Here is a 23,282-nt window from a genome sequence, read left to right on the forward strand (position 1 = left end):
CGTTCATGTCCGGGCTGATCGTCCGGCGCCAGGCCTTTGCGCAGGCCGGCGTAGGCCACCAACCGGTACAGCGCACCGCTATCGAGCAGGTGCCAGCCCAGCTGATCGGCCACCCGCCGCGCGATGGTGCCCTTGCCCGAGCCGCTCGGCCCGTCGATGGTTAAGACGGGAGGCGCGCTATTCACGGACCGAGACATTCAATCCGGCAGAGGCAGCGACGCCCGGGAAGTCGGGGAACGAGGTGGCCACATTGGCCACATCCAGAATCTTGATCGGCGCGGCGGCGCGCAGGCTGGCCACCGAGAACGACATGGCGATCCGGTGATCGCCGTGGCTGTCGACCGTACCGCCGGAGAACACCTTGCCGTCCGGCTTGCCCTGGATGCGAATCCCGTCGGGCAGCACTTCGCAGGTCACGCCCATGGCCTTCAAGCCCTCGGCCATCACAGCGATCCGATCGCTTTCTTTGACACGCAACTCTTCGGCGCCGGTGACGATGGTTTCACCCTGGGCGCAGGCCGCAGCCACGAACAACACCGGGAACTCGTCGATGGACAACGGCACCAGCGGCTCGGGCACATGAATGCCCTTGAGCTGCGCCGGACGCACTTCGATGTCGGCCACCGGCTCGGCGCCGGCCGAGCGATGATTCACTACGCGCAGATCCGCGCCCATCAACGCCAGAATATCCAGCAAGCCGGTGCGCGTCGGATTGACGCCGACGCCGGTGATGGTCAGCACCGCGTCCTGTTTGGGATTGATCGAGCCCGCGACCATGAAGAAGGCCGCCGAAGAAAAATCGCCCGGCACTTCTAACGTGCAGGCTTTGAGCTGAGTCGGCGGCGTCAGCGCCACTTCGCCGTGGGCTGCGTCGACCTGACAGCCGAAGCTGAGCAACATGCGCTCGGTATGATCGCGCGTGATCGCAGGCTCGATGACCGTGGTCGGAGTGTTTGCATACAAACCGGCGAGCAGCACTGCAGATTTCACCTGCGCACTGGCCACCGGCAAGTCATAACGAATCCCTTTGAGCGGGCTGCCGCCTGTGATTTTCACCGGCGGCTTGCCGTCGAGCGTATCGATGCGCGCGCCCATCTCACGCAGCGGTTTGGCCGCGCGTTCCATCGGACGTTTCATCAGCGACGAATCGCCGATCAATTCGCTATCGAACGCCTGGCCGGACAACAGTCCGGTCATGAGCCGCATGGCCGTCCCGGAATTGCCCATATCCAGGGCATGGTTGGCCGGCTTCAGTCCACGCAGGCCGACACCATGCACGCGTACTGCCTGCGGACCGATCTGATCGATGCGCACACCCAGGGCACGCATGGCCTTCATGGTCGACAAGCAATCTTCGCTTTCCAAAAAGCCGCTCACCTCGGTGACGCCGTCAGCCACGCTGCCGAGCATGAGGGAACGATGCGAAATGGACTTATCGCCCGGCACACGGACTGCGCCGGAGACGCCTGAAACGGGCTCGACTATGTAGTGCGACATCTAATTCTTACGGGGGTATGGGCCAAGCGCGTTGCCGGGCCTCAGGGCGCCCAGCATACGCCGATTCGACGCTTACAGCACCGCGGCCGGGTACGAGCCCAGCACGCGGAACAAAGTCGACGCTTGTTTCAATTGGTCCAGCGCCGTCAGCAACGGCGGCTGTTCGGCATGGCCGACCACGTCGATGAAAAACACATAATCCCACTTGCGCTTGCGCGACGGCCGGGACTCGATGCGGGTCATGGTGATGTTGTTGGCGGCCAGCGGTTGCAACAGCCGATGCAACGCGCCGGGCGATTGCGTGTCGCCGGCCGACACCAGCAAAGTGGTCTTGTCCAGACCGCTGGCGCTGAACAACTTGCGACCGATCACCAGGAAGCGCGTGGTGTTGTCGGCGGTGTCCTCGATTTCCGGCACGATCACGCTCAATCCATAAACTTCCGCGGCCGCCTCGCCGGCAATCGCAGCGGTGCCCTCTTCGTCTCGCGCGCGTCGCGCCGCTTCGGCATTGCTGCTGACGGGCACGCGTTCGATGTTGGGCAGATGTTCGTCCAACCATTGACGACATTGCGCCAGCGATTGCGGATGCGAACAGACTCGCGAAATTTTTTGCAGCCCTTTCATCTTGCCCATCAGATGCTGGCGGATGCGCAGCTCGATCTCACCGCAAATTTTCAGCGGCGAGTTCAGGAACATGTCGAGCGTGTGATTGACCGTGCCTTCGGTGGAATTCTCGATGGGCACCACGCCGAAGTCGGCATGGCCGGCCTGCACTTCTTCGAATACTTCGCTGATGGCCGGCAGCGGCAACGCGCGCACCGAATGACCGAAGTGTTTCAACACCGCCTGCTGCGAGAAGGTGCCTTCGGGCCCGAGGAACGCGATCTTCAGCGGCTCCTGCTGCGCCAGACAGGCGGACATGATTTCGCGAAACAGGCGCACGATTTCTTCGTTGCGCAGCGGCCCATTGTTACGTTCGATGGCCTGGCGGAGCACCTGGGCCTCGCGCTCGGGCTTATAGAAATCCGCCGTGCTCAGCCCTTGGCCACGCTTGGACTCGCCCACTTCCTGTGCACAGCGCGCGCGCTCGTTCAGCAGGTCGTGAATGCGCAGGTCGATGTCGTCGATGCGCTCGCGAATCGAGCTGAGCGCGACGTTACCGCCAGCGCGTGCCTGCTCGGATTTTGGCGCCGCCTTAGCTGGCTGGGCGGCCTTGCGGGTCGCCTTATCGGTGGCCTTGGACTTGCCGGGCTTGTCCTGCGACGGGGCCTTGGGGATGCGCTTCATTGTATGACGTGACTGCTATGGGACCTTCAGCCCGTCATTTTGCCAGCCTAAGCCGTCACAACGCACGCACGTTCAGTACACCCTCGATTTTACGTAGCTGGCCCAGCACTGGTTCGGGCACGCCGCCATCGACGTCGATCAGCGTGTACGCCAGGCCGCCGCGCGATTTATTCAGCAAGTCGGCGATATTGAGCTTGGCCTGCGCCAGCGCCGTGGAGATCTGGCCGACCATGTTGGGGACGTTTTCATTGGCAATGGACAGCCGGGTGGAATTGGCGGTCCGCGCCAGTACCGCCTCGGGGAAATTGACCGAATGCCGAATGTTGCCGTTCTCCAGGAAATCCCGGAGCGTGTCCGCGACCATGATGGCGCAATTCTCCTCGGCCTCGCCGGTGGACGCGCCCAGATGCGGCAACGCCACGACCTTGGGATGCGCCTTGAGCAGATTGGTCGGGAAGTCGCAGATGTAAGCGCCCAGCCGGCCGCCATCGAGCGCTTCCAGCACCGCCGGCTCATCGACGATGCCGGCCCGCGAGAAGTTCAGAATCACACCGTTCGGTTTCAACAATCGCAGCCGGGCCGAGTTGACGAAGCCGCGCGTGGCTTCCAGCAACGGCACATGTACCGTCACCATGTCGCAACGAGAGAACAAGTCGTCGAGCGACAACGCCTGCTCCACTCCCGATGACAGCTGCCAGGCGCGCTGGACGGTAATTTGCGGGTCGAAACCGAGCACACGCACGCCGAGCAAATGCGCAGCGTTGGCGACTTCCACACCGACGGCGCCGAGACCGATCACACCCAAGGTGCGACTCGGTAATTCATAACCGACGAATTTTTTCTTGCCCTGCTCGACCGCGACATCGAGTTCTTCGTCGCTACCTTTGAGGTTGCGAGCGTAGTCCCAGGCCTGACAGATGTTTCTTGCCGCCAGAAACATTCCCGCGATCACCAGCTCTTTCACCGCGTTAGCATTCGCGCCCGGTGCGTTGAACACCGGCACGCCCAGTGCAGACAACCGAGAGACAGGGATGTTGTTGGTGCCGGCGCCGGCACGGCCGACCGCGATGACACTGGAGGGAATATCGACCGCGTGCATGTCCGCTGAGCGGACCAGCACGGCGTCCGGATCGGTGATTGCCGAGGCGACCTCGTAACGCTCTCGCGTCAGCCGCTCCAGGCCGCGCACCGAGATGTTGTTAAGCGTAAGAACTCTGAACATAGGCGCGACCATCCCTCCGGCCTCGAACATCATCAGAGCCAAATCGAGATAACTAGATCACGCGTGCTTGCGCTCGAATTCCTTCATGAAGCTGACGAGTGCTTCTACGCCAGCCAGCGGCATGGCGTTGTAAATGCTGGCACGCATACCACCGACCGAGCGGTGGCCTTCCAACGTCACCAGTCCGGCGTCCTTGGCCTCGGCGATGAACGTCTTGTCCAGCTCCGCACGCGCGAGCGTGAATGGAATGTTCATCCACGAGCGCGCATCGTGCGCCACCGGATTCTTATAGAACGAAGAAGTGTCGATGGCCGAGTACAACAACTCTGCCTTGCGACGATTGATCTCGCCGATGGCCTTCAGGCCGCCCTGCCGCTTCAGCCACTGAAACACCAGACCCGCCAGATACCAGGCGAAGGTCGGTGGCGTGTTGAGCATGGAGCCTTCTTTCGCCATGGCGGTGTAGTCCATGAACGACGGCGTGCCCGGACGCGCGTGACCGAGCAGGTCTTCGCGCACTATCACCAGCGTCAGGCCGGCGGGGCCGATGTTCTTCTGTGCACCCCCGTAGATCAGGCCGAACTTGGCAACATCGATGGGCCGCGACAGGATGGTCGAACTCATGTCGGCCACCAAGGGCGTGCCGCTCTTCAGCTCCGGCACGAAATGAAACTCGACGCCGCCGATGGTTTCGTTGGGCGTGTAGTGCAGATAAGCGGCGTTGTCGCTCACCTGCCAGTTCGATAACAGTGGGATCGAGGTGTATGGCTCACCGGCATCGGCGGCAACATTCACCTTCGCGTATGGCTTGGCCTCGCTGATGGCCTTCTTGCCCCAGGCGCCGGTGTTCACGTAATCCACGACGCTGCCCGGCTGCGACAGATTCATGGGCACAGCGGCGAACTGACCGAACGCGCCGCCTTGCAGGAACAGCACCTTGTAGTTCTTCGGGATCGACAACAGCTCGCGCAGATCGGCCTCAGCCTGATCCGCGATGGCAATGAATGCCTTGCCCCGATGGCTCATTTCCATGACCGACATGCCGGTGCCATGCCAGTCGAGCATTTCCTGGCGCGCCTGTTCCAGCACTTCCTGTGGCAGTACTGCGGGGCCAGGGGAAAAGTTGTAGACGCGCATGTTCGAATCCGCTTCCTTGGGTTTAATTATTCGGTGGGGGGTGCGCCGCCGCCATCGCCCTCGCCGCCTTCCGTGCTTTCGCCGCCTTCGCTGCTCTCACCGTCGGCACCCTCGGCACCTTCGCCGGCGCCTTCGGTCACGATGCGCTCCAGGCCGACCAGCCGATCGCCTTCATCGACCCGAATCAGGCGCACGCCTTGAGTGTTTCGACCTTGCACCGAGATTTCATTGACCTGGGTGCGCACCAAGGTGCCGCCCGAGCTGATCAGCATGATCTCGTCTTCCGGCTTGACCAGCAGCGCGCCGACCATCCGACCATTGCGTTCGCTGATTTGCAACGCAATCACGCCCTGACCGCCGCGGCCATGGCTCGGGAAGTCTTCGATGGCGGTGCGTTTGCCGTAACCATTCTCGGACGCGGTCAGCACCATGCCCTGCTCGTCGACGATGATGAGCGAAATGACCTCTTCCTTGGCCTGCCCCGTAGCAACGTCGGCGGTACCTTCGGCAGCACCCTCGACAGCGGCGCCATCGGTCGCCGGTGTCGATTCGGGCAAGCGAATGCCGCGCACGCCGGCCGCCGTACGACCCATCGGGCGCACGTCGTTTTCGTCGAAGCGGATGGCTTTGCCGCCGCTCGAGCACAGGATGATTTGCTTGGTACCGTCGGTGATGTCGACGCCGACCAAGCGATCGCCTGCTTCCAATTCGATGGCGATGATGCCGGCCTGGCGCGGCCGCGAGAACGCTTCCAGCGACGTCTTTTTCACGGTGCCGGCCGCGGTCACCATGAATACGAACTTGTTCTCTTCGAACTCGTGGATCGGCAGCACCGCGTTGATGCGCTCGCCTTCCTGCAACGGCAACAGATTGACGATGGGCTTGCCGCGCGAACCCCGGCTCGCCTGCGGCAGCTGATACACCTTCAACCAATACATCTTGCCGGTGCTGGAGAAGCACAACAGCGTGTCATGAGTATTGGCGACGAACAGCTTGTCGACGAAGTCTTCGTCCTTCATCGCCGTCGCAGACTTGCCGCGACCGCCGCGACGCTGCGCTTGATAGTCAGTGACCGGCTGCGACTTGGCATAACCGCCATGCGACAGCGTCACCACCACGTCCTGCTGTTCGATCAGATCTTCCAAGGTCAGATCGGAATGATCGAAATTGATCTGGGTACGACGCGGATCGGCGTACTTGGCCTTGATGTCTTCCAGCTCGGTGCGAATCACCTGCAACAGGCGCTCGGGACGAGCCAGGATGTCGCTCAGATCGGCAATCACCGCCAGCAGTTCCTGGAACTCGGCAATGATCTTGTCCTGCTCCAGGCCAGTGAGCCGATTCAAACGCATGTCCAGGATGGCCTGGGCCTGCGCGTCCGACAGACGATAACCGGCTTCGACCAAGCCGAACTCGATCGACAAGCCATCGGGTCGAGAAACGATATCGCCCGCGCGCTCCAACATGGCCGGCACCGCGCCCGAGCCCCACACTCGGCCCATCAACGCGATCTTGGCTTCAGCCGGCGTCGGCGACGCTTTGATGACCGCGATGACTTCATCGATATTGGCCAGCGCCACTGCCTGACCTTCCAAAATGTGGGCACGCTCACGCGCCTTGCGCAGGTCGAACACCGTGCGACGGGTGACCACTTCGCGACGGTGACGCACGAACGCTTCGAGCATCTCCTTGAGGTTGAACAGCTTGGGCTGGCCATCCTGCAAGGCCACCATGTTCATGCCGAACACGGTTTCCATCGGCGTGTGCTTGAACAGCTTGTTGAGCACCACATCCGCGACTTCGCCGCGCTTGAGCTCGATGACCACGCGCATGCCGTCCTTGTCGGACTCGTCGCGCAAGCCATCGGAAGCGATGCCTTCAACGATCTTTTCGCGCACCAGCTCGGCAATGCGCTCGAGCAGCCGGGCTTTGTTCACCTGGAACGGCAGCTCGGTGATGATGATGGCCTGACGGCCCTTTTCGTCTTCCTCGATCTCGGTGCGAGCACGGATGTACACGCGGCCACGACCGGTCAGATAGGCCGAAGCGATCTCGGCGGCGCCATTGATGATGCCGGCGGTCGGAAAATCCGGCCCCGGAATGATCTGCATCAGGTTGGCGATGGTGATGTTCGGATCGTCGATCAGCGCGATACAGGCCGTGACCACTTCGCCCAGGTTGTGCGGCGGAATGTTGGTGGCCATGCCGACCGCGATACCGGCCGAACCGTTGACCAGCAAGTTGGGCACGCGCGTCGGCAATACGACCGGCTCTTTTTCCTTGCCGTCGTAGTTGTCGACGAAATCCACGGTTTCGCGGTCGATATCGGCGAGCAGTTCGCTCGCCAGCGAGGTCATGCGGCACTCGGTATAGCGATAGGCCGCCGGCGGATCGCCGTCCACCGAGCCGAAGTTGCCCTGGCCGTCGACCAGCTGATAGCGCATCGAGAAGTTCTGCGCCATGCGCACCAGCGCGTCGTAAGCCGACGTGTCGCCGTGCGGGTGATATTTACCGAGCACGTCACCGACCACGCGCGCGCACTTCACATACGGGCGGGAGTAGACGTTATTGCTCTCATGCATCGCGAACAGGATGCGGCGATGAACCGGCTTCAAGCCGTCGCGCACGTCGGGCAGAGCGCGCCCGACGATGACGCTCATCGCATAGTCGAGATACGACTGACGCATCTCGTCTTCGAGGTTGACGTGCAGAATTTCGCGCGCGATTACAGCCATGCGGAGCTCGTCGAAAGAAGTGCCGAATCTTATCACATCGCGCGTCTAAAACAGGTCATCCGCGACGAATACTTGACCGCTATACTGCGCGCCCAAATGGCACCTATCGACACGCTGCTCTCGGCCCGCTGGATCGTTCCGATCGAACCGGCAGGCGTAGTCCTGGAAGCGCACTCGCTGGCGATTCATCAGGGCCGCATCCTGGCCCTGCTGCCCACGGCGCAGGCAAAACAGCGCTTTTCTGCCCAGGAAGAGATCGAGCGGCCCAACCACGTACTGCTGCCCGGCTTGGTGAACGCGCACACTCACGCAGCCAGCAGCCTGTTGCACGGAGCCGTCGCCAGCAGCTCGTTCGAGCACTGGGCCCATACCCTCCGACAATTACAGCAGCGCTGGGTGGATGCTGAATATGTGCGCGAAGGCACCGAGTTGGCCATCGCCGCGGCGTTGAGCAGCGGCACGACATGTTTTGCCGACCAGCATCTTTTTCCAGAAGTGGTCGCACAGACCGCGGCCCAGGCGCGCATGCGAGTCTGCGTCGGCTTGCCCATCCACGATGCGCCGTCGGTGTGGGCCGGCTCCGCCGACGAATGCCTGGCCAAGGGCCTGCAATTACGGGACGAGTATCGCGACGATCCCTTGATCACCACGGTGCTGGCGCCGCTCGAGCCGTCGTCGCTCAGCGACGAAACGCTGGAGCGCGTCCGCCGGCTGGCCGACGAGTTGGAAGTGCCGATCTGCATGCACGTCAACGAAAGCCGCAGCAGCGCGCCGGCGTTGGAACGCTTGCAACAGCTCGGCCTGTTGTCGCCGCTGCTGGCGGCCGTGCATATGGTCAAACTGGATTCCGCCGACGTGGATTTGGTCGCCGCCGCCGGCGCCAGCGTGATTCATTGCCCGCAATCCAACCTCAGGCTGGGCAGCGGCCTGTGTCCCGTGCCTTTGTTCAAAGACCGCTCGGTCAATGTGGCTTTGGGCAGCGGCGGCGTCAGTAACAACGATCTGCTGGCCGAGCTGCGCACCGCGGCCCTGATCGCCAACAGCATGTTCCCCACCGCTAGCCCGGTCGATGCGCACGCCTGGCTGCAAACCGCGACTCTCAACGGCGCACGCGCGCTCGGACTGGCGGACTCCATCGGTTCGCTGCTGCCGGGAAAATGGGCCGACCTCTGTTGCATCGACCTGGCGCATCCCAATACTCAGCCCAGCTACGACCCGGTGACTCAAATCGTGTTTGCCGCGTCGCGCGAGCAAGTCAGCGATGTTTGGGTCGCCGGTCGCTTGCTCCTGCGCGATCGCGAGCTGACTCATCTTGATAAGAATGCCGTGTTGAATCGTGCCGAGCTGTGGCGCGTTCGGATCGCCGCGGCATTGACGTCCGAATAGCGCCGTATAGAACTGTCATGAACGCTACCGCATCCAATCACGACCCGGCCGAGATCGCCCGCTTCGACGACATCGCGCAGCGCTGGTGGGATCCGCGCGGCGAGTTTCGTCCGCTGCACGTTCTGAATCCGGTGCGACTCGACTACATCGACGCCGGTGCCTCACTGCGCGGCAAGCGAGTGCTCGACGTGGGTTGCGGCGGCGGCATTCTCAGCGAAGCCATGGCCAAGCGCGGCGCTCAAGTCACTGGCATCGATCTCGCGCCGCAGACTATCGAGGTCGCAGAGCTGCATGCACTGGAGAGTCAGGTGACGATTCGCTACCTGCGCGAGGCAGCCGAGACGCACGCGGCGCATTCACCAGGTGCCTACGACGTCGTCACTTGCATGGAAATGCTCGAGCACGTACCCGAGCCGGAGAGCGTACTGCGCGCGCTCCACGATCTGGTGCGTCCGGGCGGCGATGTATTCGTGTCGACGCTCAATCGCAACTTGAAGGCCTACTTATTAGCAGTGGTCGGCGCCGAGTACGTGCTGAACCTCCTGCCCCGCGGCACTCACACTTATGAACGCTTCATCAAGCCTTCCGAGCTGAGCCGCTGGGCGCGCGCGGCCGGACTGAAGGTGGTAGACATCGCCGGTCTGGCGTATGACCCGCTTCAACACAGCGCCCGTCGCAGCAGCGACGTAAGCGTCAACTACATGATGCATTTGCAAAGAGATTCCTGAATTGGTCGGCACTTCGCTTTGGTTGTTGGTATTGGCTGCGCTCGCCCTGGGCGCGCTGCTCGGCGCTTTGATTAGCGGGTTGCGCTCGCGCCAGCGGTCGCAAACGCTGCACGTCGAAATCGCGGTGTTGAAGGCGCAGGTCAAGGGCGAGGAACAGTTAGAGAGCGAGCGTCAGGCGGCGCTCGAACGCTCGATGGATCGGCTCAAGACTCAGTTCGATAGCTTGGCCAGCTCGTCATTGCGTTCCAACAGCGAGGTGTTCTTGCAGTTGGCGCGTGAGCACCTGACTCAGCATCAGCAAAGCGCCGTCTCTGCGCTCAGCGAGCGCGAGAAAGCCATCGAGACCATGCTCACTCCGATTCGCGAGGCGCTCGGCAAAACCGAACAGCAGATCCAGCGCATCGAAAAGGATCGCGCCGAAACGTTCGGCAGCTTGAAGCAGTCGCTGGAATCGGTGGCACTCGGTCAGCAAGCACTGCAAAAGGAAACGCGCACACTGGTGAACGCGCTGCGTCGTCCTGAAGTGCGTGGCCAATGGGGCGAACTGACGTTGCGTCGGTTGGCCGAGCTGGCCGGCATGGTCGAACACTGCGACTTCAAAGAACAAGTGCACGTACGCGTCGAGGACGGCAACCTGCGTCCCGACATGATCGTACACATGCCTGACGGCCGCGATCTGGTGGTCGACGTGAAGACCCCGCTCGATGCGTATCTCGAAGCTGTCGATGCAGCGACCGATGAGCTGCGCGCGGTCGCGTTGCGCCGGCATGCCAACGCCATCGGCGAGCGTGTGCGCCAACTCGGCGCCAAGAGCTACTGGGCGCAGTTCGAGCGCAGCCCCGACTTCGTCATCTTATTCATTCCCGGCGATCAGTTCCTGTCGGCGGCTTTGGCCGAGCAACCCAACTTGCTGGAAGAGGCCATTCGCCAGGATGTGATCATTGCCACGCCGACCAGCTTCGTCGCGCTGCTCAAAGCAGTGGCGTACGGTTGGCGTCAGATGTCGCTGGCGCAGAATGCCGAGACCATTCGCACGCTCGCCGAAGATTTGTACAAGCGACTGGCCGTGTTCACCACGCACTTGGGCAAGCTCGGCCGCAATCTCGGGAACAGCGTCGATAATTTCAACGCGGCCGTCGGTTCGCTGGAGCGTCAGGTGTTGCCCGGCGCTCGCAAGTTCACCGAGCTGGGCGTGCGCCCGGATCGCGAGCTGGAAACCTTGGAGCCGGTCGACAAACTGACTCGCGAACCGGTCGAGAACGGCGACCGCAAACTTGCCGGCTCCGGCGAGCAGCCCAACTGAACGACGCGACATGTCCTCCGTTATCGACGACGCGCTGATCAACCGCACTGCCCCACCCGGCTCGCTGCGTTATTTCTCGTTGCTGTACGCGCCCGAAGCCCGTCGCGAGGCGGTGCTGGCGTTGTATGTGATCGAGAGCGAGATTCGTGAGTCAGCCAAGAGTGCCAGTCACGACGTGGCCCACACTCGCTTGACCTGGTGGCGCGCCGAGACCGATCGGCTGATCAATGGCAATCCTCAGCACCCAGCCACTCGCTTGCTGCTCGAACGCGCGACCTTCGAGGACCGCGCCGTATTCAACAAGCTGCACGAAATGCTTGCCGCCGCCGACATGGATCTGGCGCGGATGACGTTCTCGAATCAGCAAGAGTTTCGTGCGTACTGCTCGCGCAGTGGCGGCGCCATTCAAGAATTGATTGCGTCAGCACTTGCCGCTCCCGGCACGCTCGATGAAACGACGCGAGCCACGGCGAACAAACTCGGCGTCGGCATTCGAATGGCCGAAGTGATCCGCGACCTGCGTCAGGATGCGTACGACGGCAATGTTTATTTGCCGCTGGACCTGCTCGATAAGCACGAACTCAAGACCGATCATTTACGTGCTCGCGAAGTGGACCCCAAACTCAAAGAAGTGCTGCGCTCGGTTCGTGACACCGCTCGCCCCGAGTTGGACCTGCCCAAGCGTGGGCCACAGACGGAACATTTGCGGCCGGTGTTCGTGCTCGCCGCCTTACACCGCAAGTTGCTCGACCATATCGCCGCTCGCCACTACGATGTGGCCACCGAGCGTATCGATCTCAGTCCGCTGCAAAAGCCCTGGACCGCGTGGCGTGCCGCGCGCAAAGCCTAGCCATTTATTAGAAGACCTCTCATGACTGACCCTCGCAGCTATCAACCTTCCAAAGACGCGCTCAAAGATCGCGTCATCCTCATCACCGGCGCGAGCGACGGCATCGGTAAAGCAGTGGCGATTGCAGCCGCCGCTCACGGTGCACAAGTGGTGTTGCATGGTCGCAGCGTTCGCAAGCTCGAAGCGGTGTACGACACCATCGTCGCTGCCGGCGGCCCGCGACCTTCCATCCTGCCGCTGGACTTCGAGAAGGCCGGCGCGGACGAATACGACAAGCTCACCGCCGCGCTCGATCAAGAGTTCGGCCGGCTCGACGGCTTGCTCCACAACGCATCGATGCTCGGCGAGCGCTCGCCCATCGAACATCACGACGTGGCGAAGTGGCTGCGCACCATGCACGTCAACGTCAACGCGCCGTTCATTCTGACGCGCAGCTGTTTCCCGCTGCTGAAGAAGTCTTCGGATCCGGTGATTCTGTTTACGTCGAGCGGCGTCGTTCCGAATCCGCGCGCGTTCTGGGGTTCGTACCTGGTGTCGAAGTGGGCCAGCGACGGACTGATGCATCTGTTGGCGCAGGAGCTGGAGAATCAGCCGGCGATGCGCGTCAACAGCATCAACCCGGGCGCGGTGAAGACCAACATGCGCCTGCAAGCCTATCCGGCCGAAGATCGCACCAAGCTGCGCGAAGCCGACAGCATCGTGGCGGCGTATCTTTATTTGCTCGGCCCGGACAGCCGCGGCGTACACGGCCAGACTGTCAACGCTCAATAAAGCATCGGGTTACTCGCCGAATTCTTTGTCATGAACAGCCGCGTCGGGTCGCTGCTTGTCCAGCGACTCGCGATAGCGCACACAGCCGCGTAGGAATTTGGGCCACGGCGGCACCGCAATCGCCGGATCCATGGGCTCCGGCAGCAAACTCCACAACTGCGGATGATGCCAGCACAAGTCGTGACCGCTGCTGTCGCGATGCTCGCGAATCGCGGCCCGTAGTTTCTTGACCTCAGCCAGCAATTGCTCGCGGCTGAGCGAATCCAGATCTGCATCCATATGCCGTCCTCCAGTGGTCGCGACCATAGCGCGACCGCTCGGAAAATTCTTTGGGCAGGATGTCGGGCGGCTGCCGGCTGGCGCGTCCTTGGCCAGAACGACACAATTTCCCGATTAAGAGGAGCTAAGGAGATGAGCGCTGTGCAAACCGAAACCCAATATCCCAACCCCGAAGTGCTGGGCGGCGTGGTCGCCTACCTGACCCTCGACGGCGCCAGCAAGGCGGCCGACTTCTACATCAAGGCCTTCGGCGCCAAGGAAGCTTTTCGCTATCCGGTGGATGAGCAGGGCCGCACCATGCACATTCATTTGTACATCAACGGCTCGTCGCTGATGTTGAGCGACGGCTATCCCGAACATGGCTGCGGTGCTGAGAAGCCGCAGGGCTTCAACTTGACCTTGCAGGTCAAGGACATCGATACCTGGTGGCAGCGTGCGGTCGATGCCGGCGCGGAGATCGTGCTGCCGTTACAGGATATGTTCTGGGGTGCGCGCTACGGCCAGGTGCGCGATCCGTTCGGCGTCATGTGGTCCATGAACCAGCCGAAGTAATCGTATTCGGCTCGCGCTGTCAGCGCCGTTTCGGCTTTTTGCGCCGATCCGGCGCCGGACGGCGCGCTGGCCGCTGCGGACGCGTGGATTCGGGCTTGGCCGGCGGCGTCGGCAGCGCCAGTTCGACGCTTGCATACAACGCTTCGACTTCATTTTCCGTCAATTCTCGATGCTTGTTGCGAGGCAGATCTCGCGGCAACTCGAAATCGCCGAACTGCACTTGCATCACGCGGCTCACTTTCAAACCGCGGCTTTCAAACAAAGCTCGTACCGCCGCGCGCCGATGAGCGCGATGCGATTCGACACGGAACCAACGATTGGTGCCCTCGCCGCCCGCCGGCTCGATTTTCTCGAACTCGACAGTCTCTTCGTCGTATTGCACGACGCGAGGAATGGATTCGACATCGAATTCGGCGAACGGGACCAGCACGCGTGCAACGTAAGCCGCCGGTGTGGTCTCGGCACGGCGGCGAAGCGCGTCGGCCAAGCGACCGTCGCTGGTCAATAACATCAGTCCGCTGTCGCCGGCTTGCATGGTGTTCACCATCAGCCAGCGCGAACCACGCAGCGACGGCAACGATTCCATGACGGATTTTCCGGCCACTTCGCCGTCTTCATCCGTGGCTGTGGCAGTGATCGGTTGGCCTTGCGGCTTGTGGTACAGGATGACCTTGGGCGCGGCGAAGAATTGCAGGCGCGAGCTCACGTCCTTGCCGTCGATGCTGACCCGATCGCCCGGGTTGTAGCGATCGCCGGTTTGCGCCGGCTGATTGTTCAGGCGCACGCGGCCTTCCAATATCCATTTCTCGATCTCGCGACGCGAGCCGAGACCGTGCTGGGCCAGAAGTTTATGAAGGCGTTCGGACATCTAGGAGTTGGGTCAGTTCGAAGCGGCTTAGCGTCCTGAGCGATGAAACTCAGGACGGTGCTGGTGGGTCGAGCGGCTGCGCCGCTCGGATTCGATCGATCAGGCGGTCATTTGGGACGGCCGCCTTCGGAGATGCAGCTTACTCGCGGTCCGCAGACAACTTGACGTCGTCATTGGCGTCAGCGGCGGACAACTCCTCGTCTTCGTCGTCCTCCTCCTCATCGCTGTCGTCTTCGTCGTCATCCTCGAAGTCGTCTTCGTCTTCGTCTTCGTCTTCGAAGTCGTCGTCGTCGTCGTCCTCATCCTCGTCGTCAGCGTCCGAGTCATCGGTGTCGTCTTCGTCGTCGCTGTCGTCAGCATCATCGACATCGTCGTCCTCCGAATCGTCGTCGGAGTCGTCGTCCGAGTCTTCGTCGGAATCATCGCCCGAGTCGTCACTGGCTTGGGCCACGATCTGACCCTCGGCGTCGCCGCCCGACTCTTCCTCAGAGCCTGCGTCGCCTTCTTCGGTCGCATCTGCATCGGCGGCGGTCGCGTCGGCGTCGGTCGCATTCGCTTCGGTCGCCGCGACTTCGCCCTGCGCGGCTTCGCCGCTCGCCACGGTTTCTTCCGATGCGCCTTCAGCCGTTGCGCCAGCTTCGCCTTCGGCACCCTCTTCCGGCGCGGGCGCCTGATCGGCCGGCAACTCGAGCTGCACGCCGATGGTGTCGAGATCCTTCAACTCCGCCAGGGTCGGCAACTGGTCCAGGCTCTTCAGTCCGAAGTAGTCCAGGAAGTCTCGCGTGGTGCCGAGCAGTTCCGGACGACCCGGGACTTCGCGGTGACCGACAGTGCGAATCCAGTTGCGCTCCTGCAGGGTGCGCATGATGGTCGAGCTGATCGACACGCCGCGGATTTCTTCGATCTCGCTGCGGGTGATGGGCTGGCGGTAGGCGATCAGTGCCAAGGTTTCCAGGAAGGCGCGCGAATACTTCGTCGGCCGCTCCTGCCACAGGCGCGAGACCACTTCCGCGGTCCGCTGCCGCACTTGAATGCGCCAGCCGCTGGCCACTTCGAGCAGCTCGATGCCGCGAGTTTCGTAATCGACGATGAGCATGCCGATGGCGGTCGTAAACAACTCGTCCGTCGGGCGCTCGCGCTCATCGAATAAATCCAGCAATTGCTGGGTGGTGACCGGCTTACCGGCCGCCAGCAAGGTTGCTTCGATGATGTGCTTGAGATCGTGTTCGTTCATCTCGATGGTTCCGCGTCCGAATTGTCGGCCTCGCTGGAGGACCCGGTCACACTGTCGTCGTCGACGGACAGCTCATTAGCTTGCTCGCCGAGCTCGGCGCTCTCGCCCTGCTCGGCGGTTTCCGCCGTGTCGACACCGGCCGCATCCTCAGCTACTACGTCCGTGGTTGTTAAGTCGTCAGATTCGACGGCGTCGTCAGCGATGTTCGCCGTGTCGTCTGTCACTGGCTCGATCGCCTCGTCGACGATGTCGACCGTCTCGGCTGGCGCCGCCGCTGCGTCTGCAAACTCAGCAGTCGTCGAGACTTGCTCAATCGATTCCGCAGAGACATCAGCCGCTACGATCTGCTCGATAGGCTCGGCAGTAACGACTTCGACCGTCTCAGACAACGCGACGGAGTCATCGACAGCTGTAACCGGCTCGGCAAGCGAAGACAGTTCATCGACAGTGTCGACCGTCTCGATCGGAGCTGCGATCTCCTCGGCGGCCAGCTCGGCATCAGCGAAGTTCTGCTCGATCACCGGCTCGGCCGGAGCAAGGTTGTCTTCGATCACAGGCTCCGCTTCGATGAAGCTCTCTGCGACAGCTGGCTCAGCATCAGCGAGGTTCTGCTCAATCACCGGCTCGGCCGGAGCGAGGTTGTCCTCGATCACAGGCTCTGCCTCGGCGAAGCTCTCAGCAACAACCGGCTCAGCGTCACTAAAGTTCTGATCGACGGCCGACTCCGCCAGAGCGAGGTCGTCTTCGATCACAGGCTCCGCTTCGATGAAGCTCTCTGCGACAGCTGGCTCGGCGTCAGCGAGGTTCTGCTCAATCGCCGGCTCGGCCGGAGCGACGTTCTCGTCAGCGACCGGGTCGGGCTGGCCAAAGTTCTCTGTGACAACAGACTCAGCCTGAGCAAAGCTCAGTTCGACGACAGGCTCAGTCGGAGCAAAGCTCTGCTCTACAAGTTGCTCGCTCTGAGCGAAGCTCTGTTCGACGACAGGCTCAACCTGAGCAACGCTCTCCTCCACCAACGGAACGGGTGCCGGAATGACGTGCTCTTCGACGACGTGTTCGGGAACGATGTGTTCCTCGACTTCGTGCTCTTCGATGACATGCTCTTCCACGACATGAGCGTGGACGGCAGCGACAGATTCGACGGCAGATTCATCGACGAAGTGAGCGTCGGCAGGGACATCTTCGAGAGTGGTCTCGTCAGCCTGAACCCCACCGAAGTGGTCCGCCGCAGACACAGCCGCGAGAGGATCCTCGACAGCAGTCACATCGAGCGGCGCCTGAGCGGCGATAGCGTCGACCACTGCATCAAGCGAAGCGTCGACGGGCTCGTCGATAACGACCAGCTCACCTGAAACAGCAACCTCATCCGCAACGACATCAACAGCAGTCGAAGTCGAGGCGACAGCCTCCGAAACAGCAGCGTCGACAAACCCGGAATCAGCCACTTCGCCATCCGACTCGAAGCTATCCGCTGCAATCGACGAAGCCGCAGCGACGTCAGCAACAGCAGCTTCTACCGCGGTAGCAGCCGGATCCGCCTTGGGCTCATCCTCGAACTCATCGGGAATATCGTTCTCACCCGCCAACTCAGGCTGCGCCAGCGCGGCGACGTTTTCAGCGTCGGCAGTCTCGGAAGCAGCGCCACCCTGCACCACCTTCAAGTGACGCTGAGCCGTGCGCACGTGAATCGGCGCATAAGCCTCAGCCTGTACGATCTCGATCAACCCTTCCTTCATCAGCTCCAGGATGGCGATGAACGTCACCGTGACGCCCATGCGACCTTCCTCAGGCCGGAACAGCTGGGTGAACTCGAAGAACGCCACCGTCTGCAGACGATCCAAGATCTCCGTCATGCGTTCCCGCTGCGACAAGCGCTCGCGAGAGATGTGGTGATGCGCGAACTTCTCGGCCCGCGACAACACATCGCGGAACGCATCCAGCATTTCCTTGAGCGTGACGTCAGGCAGCCGCGTCAGCACCTGACGCTCTTCCAGCTCGGCGGACGCAGGCATCGTGTCGCGATCCAAGCGCGTCAGATGATCCAAATCCTCGGCGGCCTTCTTGAAGCGCTCGTATTCCTGCAAGCGACGCACGAGTTCGGCGCGCGGATCGTCTTCGTCCTGACCTTCGGCGGCCGGCGGCCGGGGCAACAGCATCCGCGACTTGATCTCCGCCAGCATGGCGGCCATCAGCAAATATTCGCCCGCCAACTCCAACTGCAAATCCGCCATCACTTCGATGTACTTCATGTACTGACGAGTGATCTCGGCAATCGGGATGTCCAGGATGTCCAGATTCTGTTTACGGATCAGATACAGCAACAGATCCAACGGACCTTCGAACGCTTCCAGGAACACCTGCAACGCGTCCGGCGGAATATACAAATCGCGCGGCAGCTCGGTGACCGGTTCGCCTTCGACCACGGCGAAAGGCATCTCGCTCTGCTGAGGCGGCAGCTCGGCGGCAAAGTCCTCCGCTTCCAGCTGCGAGCCGGTGTCTTCCACCAGCTTCAGTTCGGGCTTCGACTTGGCCTTGCTCACCGGTAGTTCATCCCCATCGCCTGGTGCACCTCATCGAGTGTCTGGCGGGCCACATCGCGCGCCTTCTCATTGCCCTCGGCGATGATGCCGCGGACCAGGTCGCGATTCTCTTCGAATTCCTGTGCACGCGCGCGGATGGTCCGCAGCTCGTGAACCACCGCGTCGATCACCGGTTTCTTGCAGTCGATGCAACCGATGCCGGCTGAACGACAGCCCTGCGCCGCCCAGGACTGCGTCTCGGGTGTCGAATAAATCTTGTGCAGATCCCACACCGGGCACTTGTCCGGATCGCCCGGATCGGTGCGCCGCTGCCGAGCGGGATCGGTCATCATGACTTTGAGCTTCTTGGCGACCGCGTCCGGATCTTCGCGCAGGCCGATGGTGTTGCCGTAAGACTTGGACATCTTGCGGCCATCGAGGCCGGGCACCTTCGGCGTGGTCGTGAGCAGCACTTCGGGCTCGACCAGGTAGCTGCGGCCGGTGCCTTCGAGGTAACCGATGAGCCGTTCGCGATCCGCCAGCGTCAAGCGCGCGGTGCCTTCCAACAGCGAGTGCGCCTTGGCAATGGCTTCGGCATCGCCCTTCTCCTGATAAAGACGGCGCAACTCGTTGTAGCGAGTGCTGTTGCGACTGCCGAGCGCCTTGAGTGCCTTTTCCACCTTGGCTTCGAAGTCGGCTTCGCGACCGTAAATGTGGTTGAAGCGACGCGCGACTTCGCGGGTGATCTCGACGTGCGCGATCTGGTCTTCGCCCACCGGCACGAAGGCGGTCTTGTACAGCAGGATGTCGGCGCTCTGGAGCAACGGATAGCCCAGGAAGCCGTAGGTCGCCAGGTCCTTGTCCTTCAGCTGTTCCTGCTGGTCCTTATAAGTCGGCACGCGCTCCAGCCAGCCGAGCGGCGTGATCATCGACAACAACAGGTGCAGCTCCGAGTGCTCGGGCACGCGCGACTGAATGAACATGGTCGAGGACGCCGGATTCAAGCCAGCGGCCAGCCAATCGATCACCACTTCCCAGACATTGCTTTCCAGCTTTGAAGTGTCTTCGTAACCCGTGGTCAGCGCATGGATATCGGCGACGAAAAAGTAGCACTCATACTGGTACTGCAGCTCCACCCAGTTCTTGAGCGCGCCATGATAGTTGCCGAGATGCAGGGCACCCGTCGGGCGCATGCCGGACAGGACCCGTCGGTTGGTTGCAGGAGTGGCGCTCAATGCTTGGCCTCAGGCCCTAAAAATCAAGGCGTTAGCGAGTGTTGTTAATTCGGGAAATCAGCAGCTTGCGCAGCTGGCCGCATTATACGCAGCTTGACAGCCACTCTTGATAGCGTCGAACCATAGCTCGATCCGCAGTCATTCGAACGCCGTCACCGGGCCCTTGCCCCGACGCACGATCACCGGCGCTGCACCGGCCAGATCGATGACGCTGCTGGGCTCCAGACCGCAGTTGCCGCTGTCGATCACGGCGTCGACGAAGTGGAACAGCCGCTCCTGAATTTCCCGCGGGTCGGTCAGCGGATGCTCATCGCCGGGCAACACCAAGGTCGAGCTCATGATGGGCTCGCCGAGCTCGTCCAGAATGGCCATGGGCACCGGATGATCGGGCACCCGGATGCCGATGGTCTTGCGCTTCTCGTTCTGTAGCCGCCGCGGCGTTTCCTTGGTCGCCTGCAAAATGAACGTGTACGGGCCCGGGGTAAACGCCTTGAGCGTGCGGTACTGGGTGTTACTGACGCGCGCGTAGTTGGCGATCTCGGACAGGTCGCTGCACACCAGGGTGAAGTGGTGGTGTCGATCGGTCTCGCGGATCCGTGAGATGCGCTCCATCGCCGTCTTGTCGCCGATGTGGCAACCCAACGCATAACAGGAGTCGGTCGGGTAAACGACCACCCCTCCCTCGCGAATGATCTCGACCGCCTGGCGAATCAGGCGGAGCTGCGGATCCTGCGGGTGAATCTCCAAATAGCGGCTAGTCATCCCGGTATGATAGCGGCCCTGTCAAATCCGCCGGGCAATTCGCACCGGCAAGGTCCGTCCTGAAGCATGCAGCTGCTGTTCGATTTCCTGCCGGTCATCGCGTTTTTTCTCACCTACAAGGTCACGGGCAACATGTTCGTGGCGACCGGAGTCATCATCGTCGCGGTCATAGCGCAGACCGCCTGGCAATGGTTCCGTCATCGCAAGGTCAGCCAGATGGCGCTGATCTCCGGGGGGCTGGTATTGATTTTCGGCGGCCTGACCTTGCTGATTCATGACAAGGTTTTTATCCAATGGAAGGTCACGGTGGTCAACTGGCTGTTCGCGGCGGCGTTCCTGGCCAGCCGGTTCTTCGGTGACAAGCCGCTGATCGAACGCATGATGGGCGAGAACGTGCAGCTGGAACGCTCGCTGTGGCAAACGCTGAACTGGGCCTGGATCGGCTTTTTCACCGCGCTCGGCGCCATCAATTTGTACGTCGCCTACAACTTCTCGGAAGACTTCTGGGTCAACTTCAAGTTGTTCGGCATGCTGGGGCTGACGGTGGTGTTCGCCCTCGCCCAGGCGGTCTGGTTGTCTTCCAAGATGCCGCCTGAGGACGCGCCGTCGTCGGGTAAAGCGCCGTGAGCGCAGTGGCCTCCCGAGCCGACCGCATCGTCGGCGAGCTGCGCCAGCAGCTGCACACCGAGCAGGTCGAGCTGATCGACGACAGTCATTTGCACGCCGGCCATGCGGGCGCGCGAGACGGCAGAGGACATTTCCGCGTGCGGGTGGTTTCGGCGGACTTCGCCGGGCTGCGCACTATTCAACGCCATCAATTGGTCTATCGCTCGCTGGGCGAGCTGATGCAAACCGATATCCACGCTTTGAGCATCGTCGCGCTGACACCGGACGAAGCGCGCTAACGAATAACTTCGATATTACTCAAACCCCCAAGGATTCTGAGGACTCTCATGAACCGTCATCTTCTCGTGGGCCTGCTGCTGCCCCTCACTCTGCTGGCCGGCTGCGGCAAGGCGGCCGATGCTCCCGGTGCCAAGAAAGCGGATGCGGGCCCGCCGGTCGCTGTGGTCAACGGCAAGAACATCACCAAGTCGCAGTTCGACTTGTACGTCGAGACCGTAGAGCGTCAGTCGAAGCGGACTGTTTCCGCCGAAGAGAAGACGCAGCTGCTGGATCAGTTCATCAGCATGCAGCTGGCGGCTGAGGCAGCTGCCAAAGAAGGCGTCGATAAAGAGGCCAAGGTGCAGGATCAGTTGGCGCTGGCGCGCTTGAATGTGCTGGTCGACTCTGGCTTGCAGCAGTGGTTGGAAAAGAATCCGGTCACTGATGAAGAGCTGCGCCCGGAGTACGACGCACAGGTTTCGCAGATGCCTAAGGAGTATCACGCGCGGCACATTCTGGTTGACGATCAGGCTAAGGCTGACGCTATTACCAAGCAGCTCAAGGCTGGTGGGGATTTTGCCAAAGCCGCGGAGAAGAACTCCAAGGATCCTTCTGGGAAGAACGGCGGCGATCTGGGTTGGTTCACGCTTGAGACCATGGTCAAACCGTTCTCCGACGCTGTGGCCGCTCTGCAGCCTGGGCAGATGACGGATGCGCCGGTGCAGAGTCAATTCGGCTGGCACATCATCAAGCTTGAAGAGTCGCGCGTTACTGCGCCGCCTGCGTTTGAAGATGTGAAGGACCGCGTGAAGATGCTGGTTCAGCGGAAGAAGCTGCAGACTTATTTGGATGACTTGCGCAAGAACGCGAAGATTGAGAAGAAGATCTGAGTTTGCGTTGGTGGTTTGCGGCGGCTGTCGGGGGGAGAGCCTTCCCCCGACAACCGCCGCCTCTGCCGACGCGGCAAACTAAACCGTCTAAGAATGCCCGGCCCGAGCGCAGTCGATGTTCGGACGGGCGCTAGTTGGTTAGCAGCTTTAGGAACGCGGCTTCGTCCAGGATTTCGACGCCCAAGTCTTGCGCCTTGGTGAGCTTCGAGCCGGCTTCTGAACCGGCGACGACGTAGCTCGTCTTCTTGGACACGCTGCCAGTCACCTTCCCGCCGAGCGCAGTGATGCGATCGCCGGCGTCGTCTCGGCTCATGCTCTCGAGCGTTCCGGTGAGTACGAAGGTCTTGCCCGTTAGCGGGCCTTCGGTCGGGGCCGCGCGGGCTTTTTGAGCGGGCCAATTCACGCCGCTATCTCGCAGCGCTTGAATCACTTCGCGATTGTGAGGCTGCTGGAAGAACGTGTAAGCGTGCGCCGCGACCACAGGGCCAACGTCGGGCACCTCTTGGATGCTCTCTTCAGTGGCATCCTGCAGCGCCTCGATGGAACCGAAGTGGTTCGCAAGCGCGGCGGCAGTCGCTTCGCCCACATCTCGAATGCCGAGCGCATAAAGAAACCGAGACAGCGTGGTCTTCTTGCTCTTCTCCAACGCGTCGACCAGGTTCTTGGCCGACTTTTCGCCGAGTCGTTCCAGGTCGGCGAACTGTTCGACGGTCAACTTATAAAGATCGGCTGGGCTCTTCACCAACGACTTCTCGCCCTCGATCAACTGATCGACGATCTTCTCGCCGAGCCCGTCGACATCCATTGCTCGGCGACCAGCGAAGTGCAGCAGCGCGCCTTTGAGCTGAGCGGCGCACGACAAGCTGCCGGTGCAGCGGGCGACGGCTTCGCCCTCCTCGCGTTCTACGGCCGAGCCGCAGATCGGACATTGCTTGGGCAGCTCGACCGGCCGCGCATTCTTCGGGCGACGTTCCACAACGACTTTGACGACTTCAGGAATCACATCGCCGGCGCGACGGATCACCACCGTGTCGCCGATCTGCACGTCCTTACGTTGCACCTCGTCCATGTTGTGAAGCGTGGCGTTACTCACGGTTACGCCGCCGACAAAGATGGGCTCGAGGCGCGCGACCGGCGTCAGC

General features: G+C 61.8%; 21 protein-coding genes and 1 pseudogene. 9 read left to right on the forward strand and 13 right to left on the reverse strand.

What is annotated here, in order from left to right; genetic code table 11:
- The 6 genes from JNL55_RS10245 to gyrA all read right to left on the reverse strand — a co-directional run.
- Positions 1 to 197 (reverse strand): (d)CMP kinase (locus tag JNL55_RS10245; protein WP_415923051.1); only part of this gene is annotated, 197 nt, incomplete at its 3' end.
- Positions 178 to 1,497, reverse strand: a complete 1,320-nt coding sequence (aroA, locus tag JNL55_RS10250; protein ID WP_293852678.1) for a 3-phosphoshikimate 1-carboxyvinyltransferase — start codon at positions 1,495 to 1,497, stop codon at positions 178 to 180. The genes JNL55_RS10245 and aroA, both read right to left, overlap by 20 nt.
- A gap of 72 nt (positions 1,498 to 1,569) precedes the next feature.
- On the reverse strand, positions 1,570 to 2,784 hold the full coding sequence (pheA, locus tag JNL55_RS10255; RefSeq protein ID WP_293852680.1) for a prephenate dehydratase: 1,215 nt from the start codon (positions 2,782 to 2,784) through the stop codon (positions 1,570 to 1,572).
- Positions 2,785 to 2,839: 55 nt separating this feature from the next.
- Entirely contained in the window at positions 2,840 to 4,006 is a 1,167-nt protein-coding gene (locus JNL55_RS10260) for a phosphoglycerate dehydrogenase (RefSeq protein WP_293852681.1), read from the reverse strand.
- 57 nt (positions 4,007 to 4,063) lie between these two features.
- A complete protein-coding gene (gene serC / locus JNL55_RS10265; RefSeq protein WP_293852683.1) occupies positions 4,064 to 5,143 on the reverse strand; it encodes a 3-phosphoserine/phosphohydroxythreonine transaminase in 1,080 nt (359 codons plus the stop codon).
- A 26-nt stretch (positions 5,144 to 5,169) separates the two neighbouring features.
- A complete protein-coding gene (gene gyrA / locus JNL55_RS10270; RefSeq protein WP_293852685.1) occupies positions 5,170 to 7,878 on the reverse strand; it encodes a DNA gyrase subunit A in 2,709 nt (902 codons plus the stop codon).
- Between the two features lie 96 nt (positions 7,879 to 7,974).
- On the opposite strand from gyrA, the gene JNL55_RS10275 reads away from it, so the two are divergent.
- Genes JNL55_RS10275 through JNL55_RS10295 form a run of 5 tightly spaced genes read left to right on the forward strand, consistent with a single transcriptional unit; the run spans position 7,975 to position 12,916 of the window.
- Complete coding sequence (locus JNL55_RS10275; RefSeq protein WP_293852687.1) at positions 7,975 to 9,264, forward strand: amidohydrolase family protein; 1,290 nt, start codon at positions 7,975 to 7,977, stop codon at positions 9,262 to 9,264.
- Positions 9,265 to 9,281: 17 nt separating this feature from the next.
- Positions 9,282 to 9,992 carry a bifunctional 2-polyprenyl-6-hydroxyphenol methylase/3-demethylubiquinol 3-O-methyltransferase UbiG gene (gene ubiG, locus JNL55_RS10280; RefSeq protein ID WP_293852689.1) on the forward strand — a complete coding sequence of 237 codons (711 nt, stop codon included), beginning with the start codon at positions 9,282 to 9,284 and terminating at the stop codon, positions 9,990 to 9,992.
- Between the two features lies 1 nt (position 9,993).
- Positions 9,994 to 11,295, forward strand: coding sequence for a DNA recombination protein RmuC (locus JNL55_RS10285; protein WP_293852691.1), 1,302 nt, complete (start codon positions 9,994 to 9,996; stop codon positions 11,293 to 11,295).
- Between the two features lie 10 nt (positions 11,296 to 11,305).
- Positions 11,306 to 12,145 (forward strand): squalene/phytoene synthase family protein, encoded by an 840-nt coding sequence (locus JNL55_RS10290; protein ID WP_293852693.1) that lies wholly within the window; start codon positions 11,306 to 11,308, stop codon positions 12,143 to 12,145.
- Positions 12,146 to 12,166: 21 nt separating this feature from the next.
- The gene (locus JNL55_RS10295) at positions 12,167 to 12,916 is read left to right on the forward strand and encodes a YciK family oxidoreductase (protein WP_293852694.1); all 750 of its coding nucleotides are present in this window, start codon (positions 12,167 to 12,169) and stop codon (positions 12,914 to 12,916) included.
- 9 nt (positions 12,917 to 12,925) lie between these two features.
- On the opposite strand, the gene JNL55_RS10300 is transcribed toward JNL55_RS10295, so the two are convergent.
- Complete coding sequence (locus tag JNL55_RS10300; protein ID WP_293852696.1) at positions 12,926 to 13,195, reverse strand: hypothetical protein; 270 nt, start codon at positions 13,193 to 13,195, stop codon at positions 12,926 to 12,928.
- Between the two features lie 132 nt (positions 13,196 to 13,327).
- Between JNL55_RS10300 and JNL55_RS10305 the strand changes: the two genes are divergently transcribed.
- A complete protein-coding gene (locus JNL55_RS10305; protein ID WP_293852697.1) occupies positions 13,328 to 13,747 on the forward strand; it encodes a VOC family protein in 420 nt (139 codons plus the stop codon).
- 19 nt (positions 13,748 to 13,766) lie between these two features.
- Here the strand turns inward: JNL55_RS10305 and JNL55_RS10310 are convergent, their stop codons facing one another.
- The 5 genes and pseudogenes from JNL55_RS10310 to JNL55_RS10330 form a co-directional block, all read right to left on the reverse strand.
- Positions 13,767 to 14,615 (reverse strand): S4 domain-containing protein, encoded by an 849-nt coding sequence (locus tag JNL55_RS10310; protein WP_293852699.1) that lies wholly within the window; start codon positions 14,613 to 14,615, stop codon positions 13,767 to 13,769.
- Positions 14,616 to 14,754: 139 nt separating this feature from the next.
- The gene (gene scpB, locus JNL55_RS10315) at positions 14,755 to 15,849 is read right to left on the reverse strand and encodes an SMC-Scp complex subunit ScpB (protein ID WP_293852701.1); all 1,095 of its coding nucleotides are present in this window, start codon (positions 15,847 to 15,849) and stop codon (positions 14,755 to 14,757) included.
- 1,670 nt (positions 15,850 to 17,519) lie between these two features.
- Positions 17,520 to 18,284 (reverse strand): annotated as a pseudogene (locus tag JNL55_RS37420) (segregation and condensation protein A); the annotation flags it as partial.
- 101 nt (positions 18,285 to 18,385) lie between these two features.
- Positions 18,386 to 19,603 (reverse strand): tryptophan--tRNA ligase, encoded by a 1,218-nt coding sequence (locus JNL55_RS10325; protein WP_293852702.1) that lies wholly within the window; start codon positions 19,601 to 19,603, stop codon positions 18,386 to 18,388.
- A gap of 138 nt (positions 19,604 to 19,741) precedes the next feature.
- Positions 19,742 to 20,365 (reverse strand): L-threonylcarbamoyladenylate synthase, encoded by a 624-nt coding sequence (locus JNL55_RS10330; RefSeq protein WP_293852704.1) that lies wholly within the window; start codon positions 20,363 to 20,365, stop codon positions 19,742 to 19,744.
- 66 nt (positions 20,366 to 20,431) lie between these two features.
- Between JNL55_RS10330 and JNL55_RS10335 the strand changes: the two genes are divergently transcribed.
- The 3 genes from JNL55_RS10335 to JNL55_RS10345 are packed head-to-tail and all read left to right on the forward strand — an operon-like array spanning position 20,432 to position 22,140.
- Complete coding sequence (locus JNL55_RS10335) at positions 20,432 to 20,992, forward strand: septation protein A (RefSeq protein WP_293852706.1); 561 nt, start codon at positions 20,432 to 20,434, stop codon at positions 20,990 to 20,992.
- 5 nt (positions 20,993 to 20,997) lie between these two features.
- Positions 20,998 to 21,270: a BolA family protein gene (locus JNL55_RS10340; protein WP_415923052.1), complete on the forward strand. Its 273-nt coding sequence runs from the start codon at positions 20,998 to 21,000 to the stop codon at positions 21,268 to 21,270.
- Between the two features lie 48 nt (positions 21,271 to 21,318).
- Entirely contained in the window at positions 21,319 to 22,140 is an 822-nt protein-coding gene (locus tag JNL55_RS10345; protein WP_293852710.1) for a peptidylprolyl isomerase, read from the forward strand.
- Between the two features lie 130 nt (positions 22,141 to 22,270).
- On the opposite strand, the gene ligA is transcribed toward JNL55_RS10345, so the two are convergent.
- A partial coding sequence (ligA, locus tag JNL55_RS10350) for an NAD-dependent DNA ligase LigA (RefSeq protein WP_293852712.1) occupies positions 22,271 to 23,282 on the reverse strand: 1,012 nt, incomplete at its 5' end.

This window comes from Steroidobacter sp., assembly GCF_016790065.1.
GTDB lineage: Bacteria > Pseudomonadota > Gammaproteobacteria > Steroidobacterales > Steroidobacteraceae > Steroidobacter.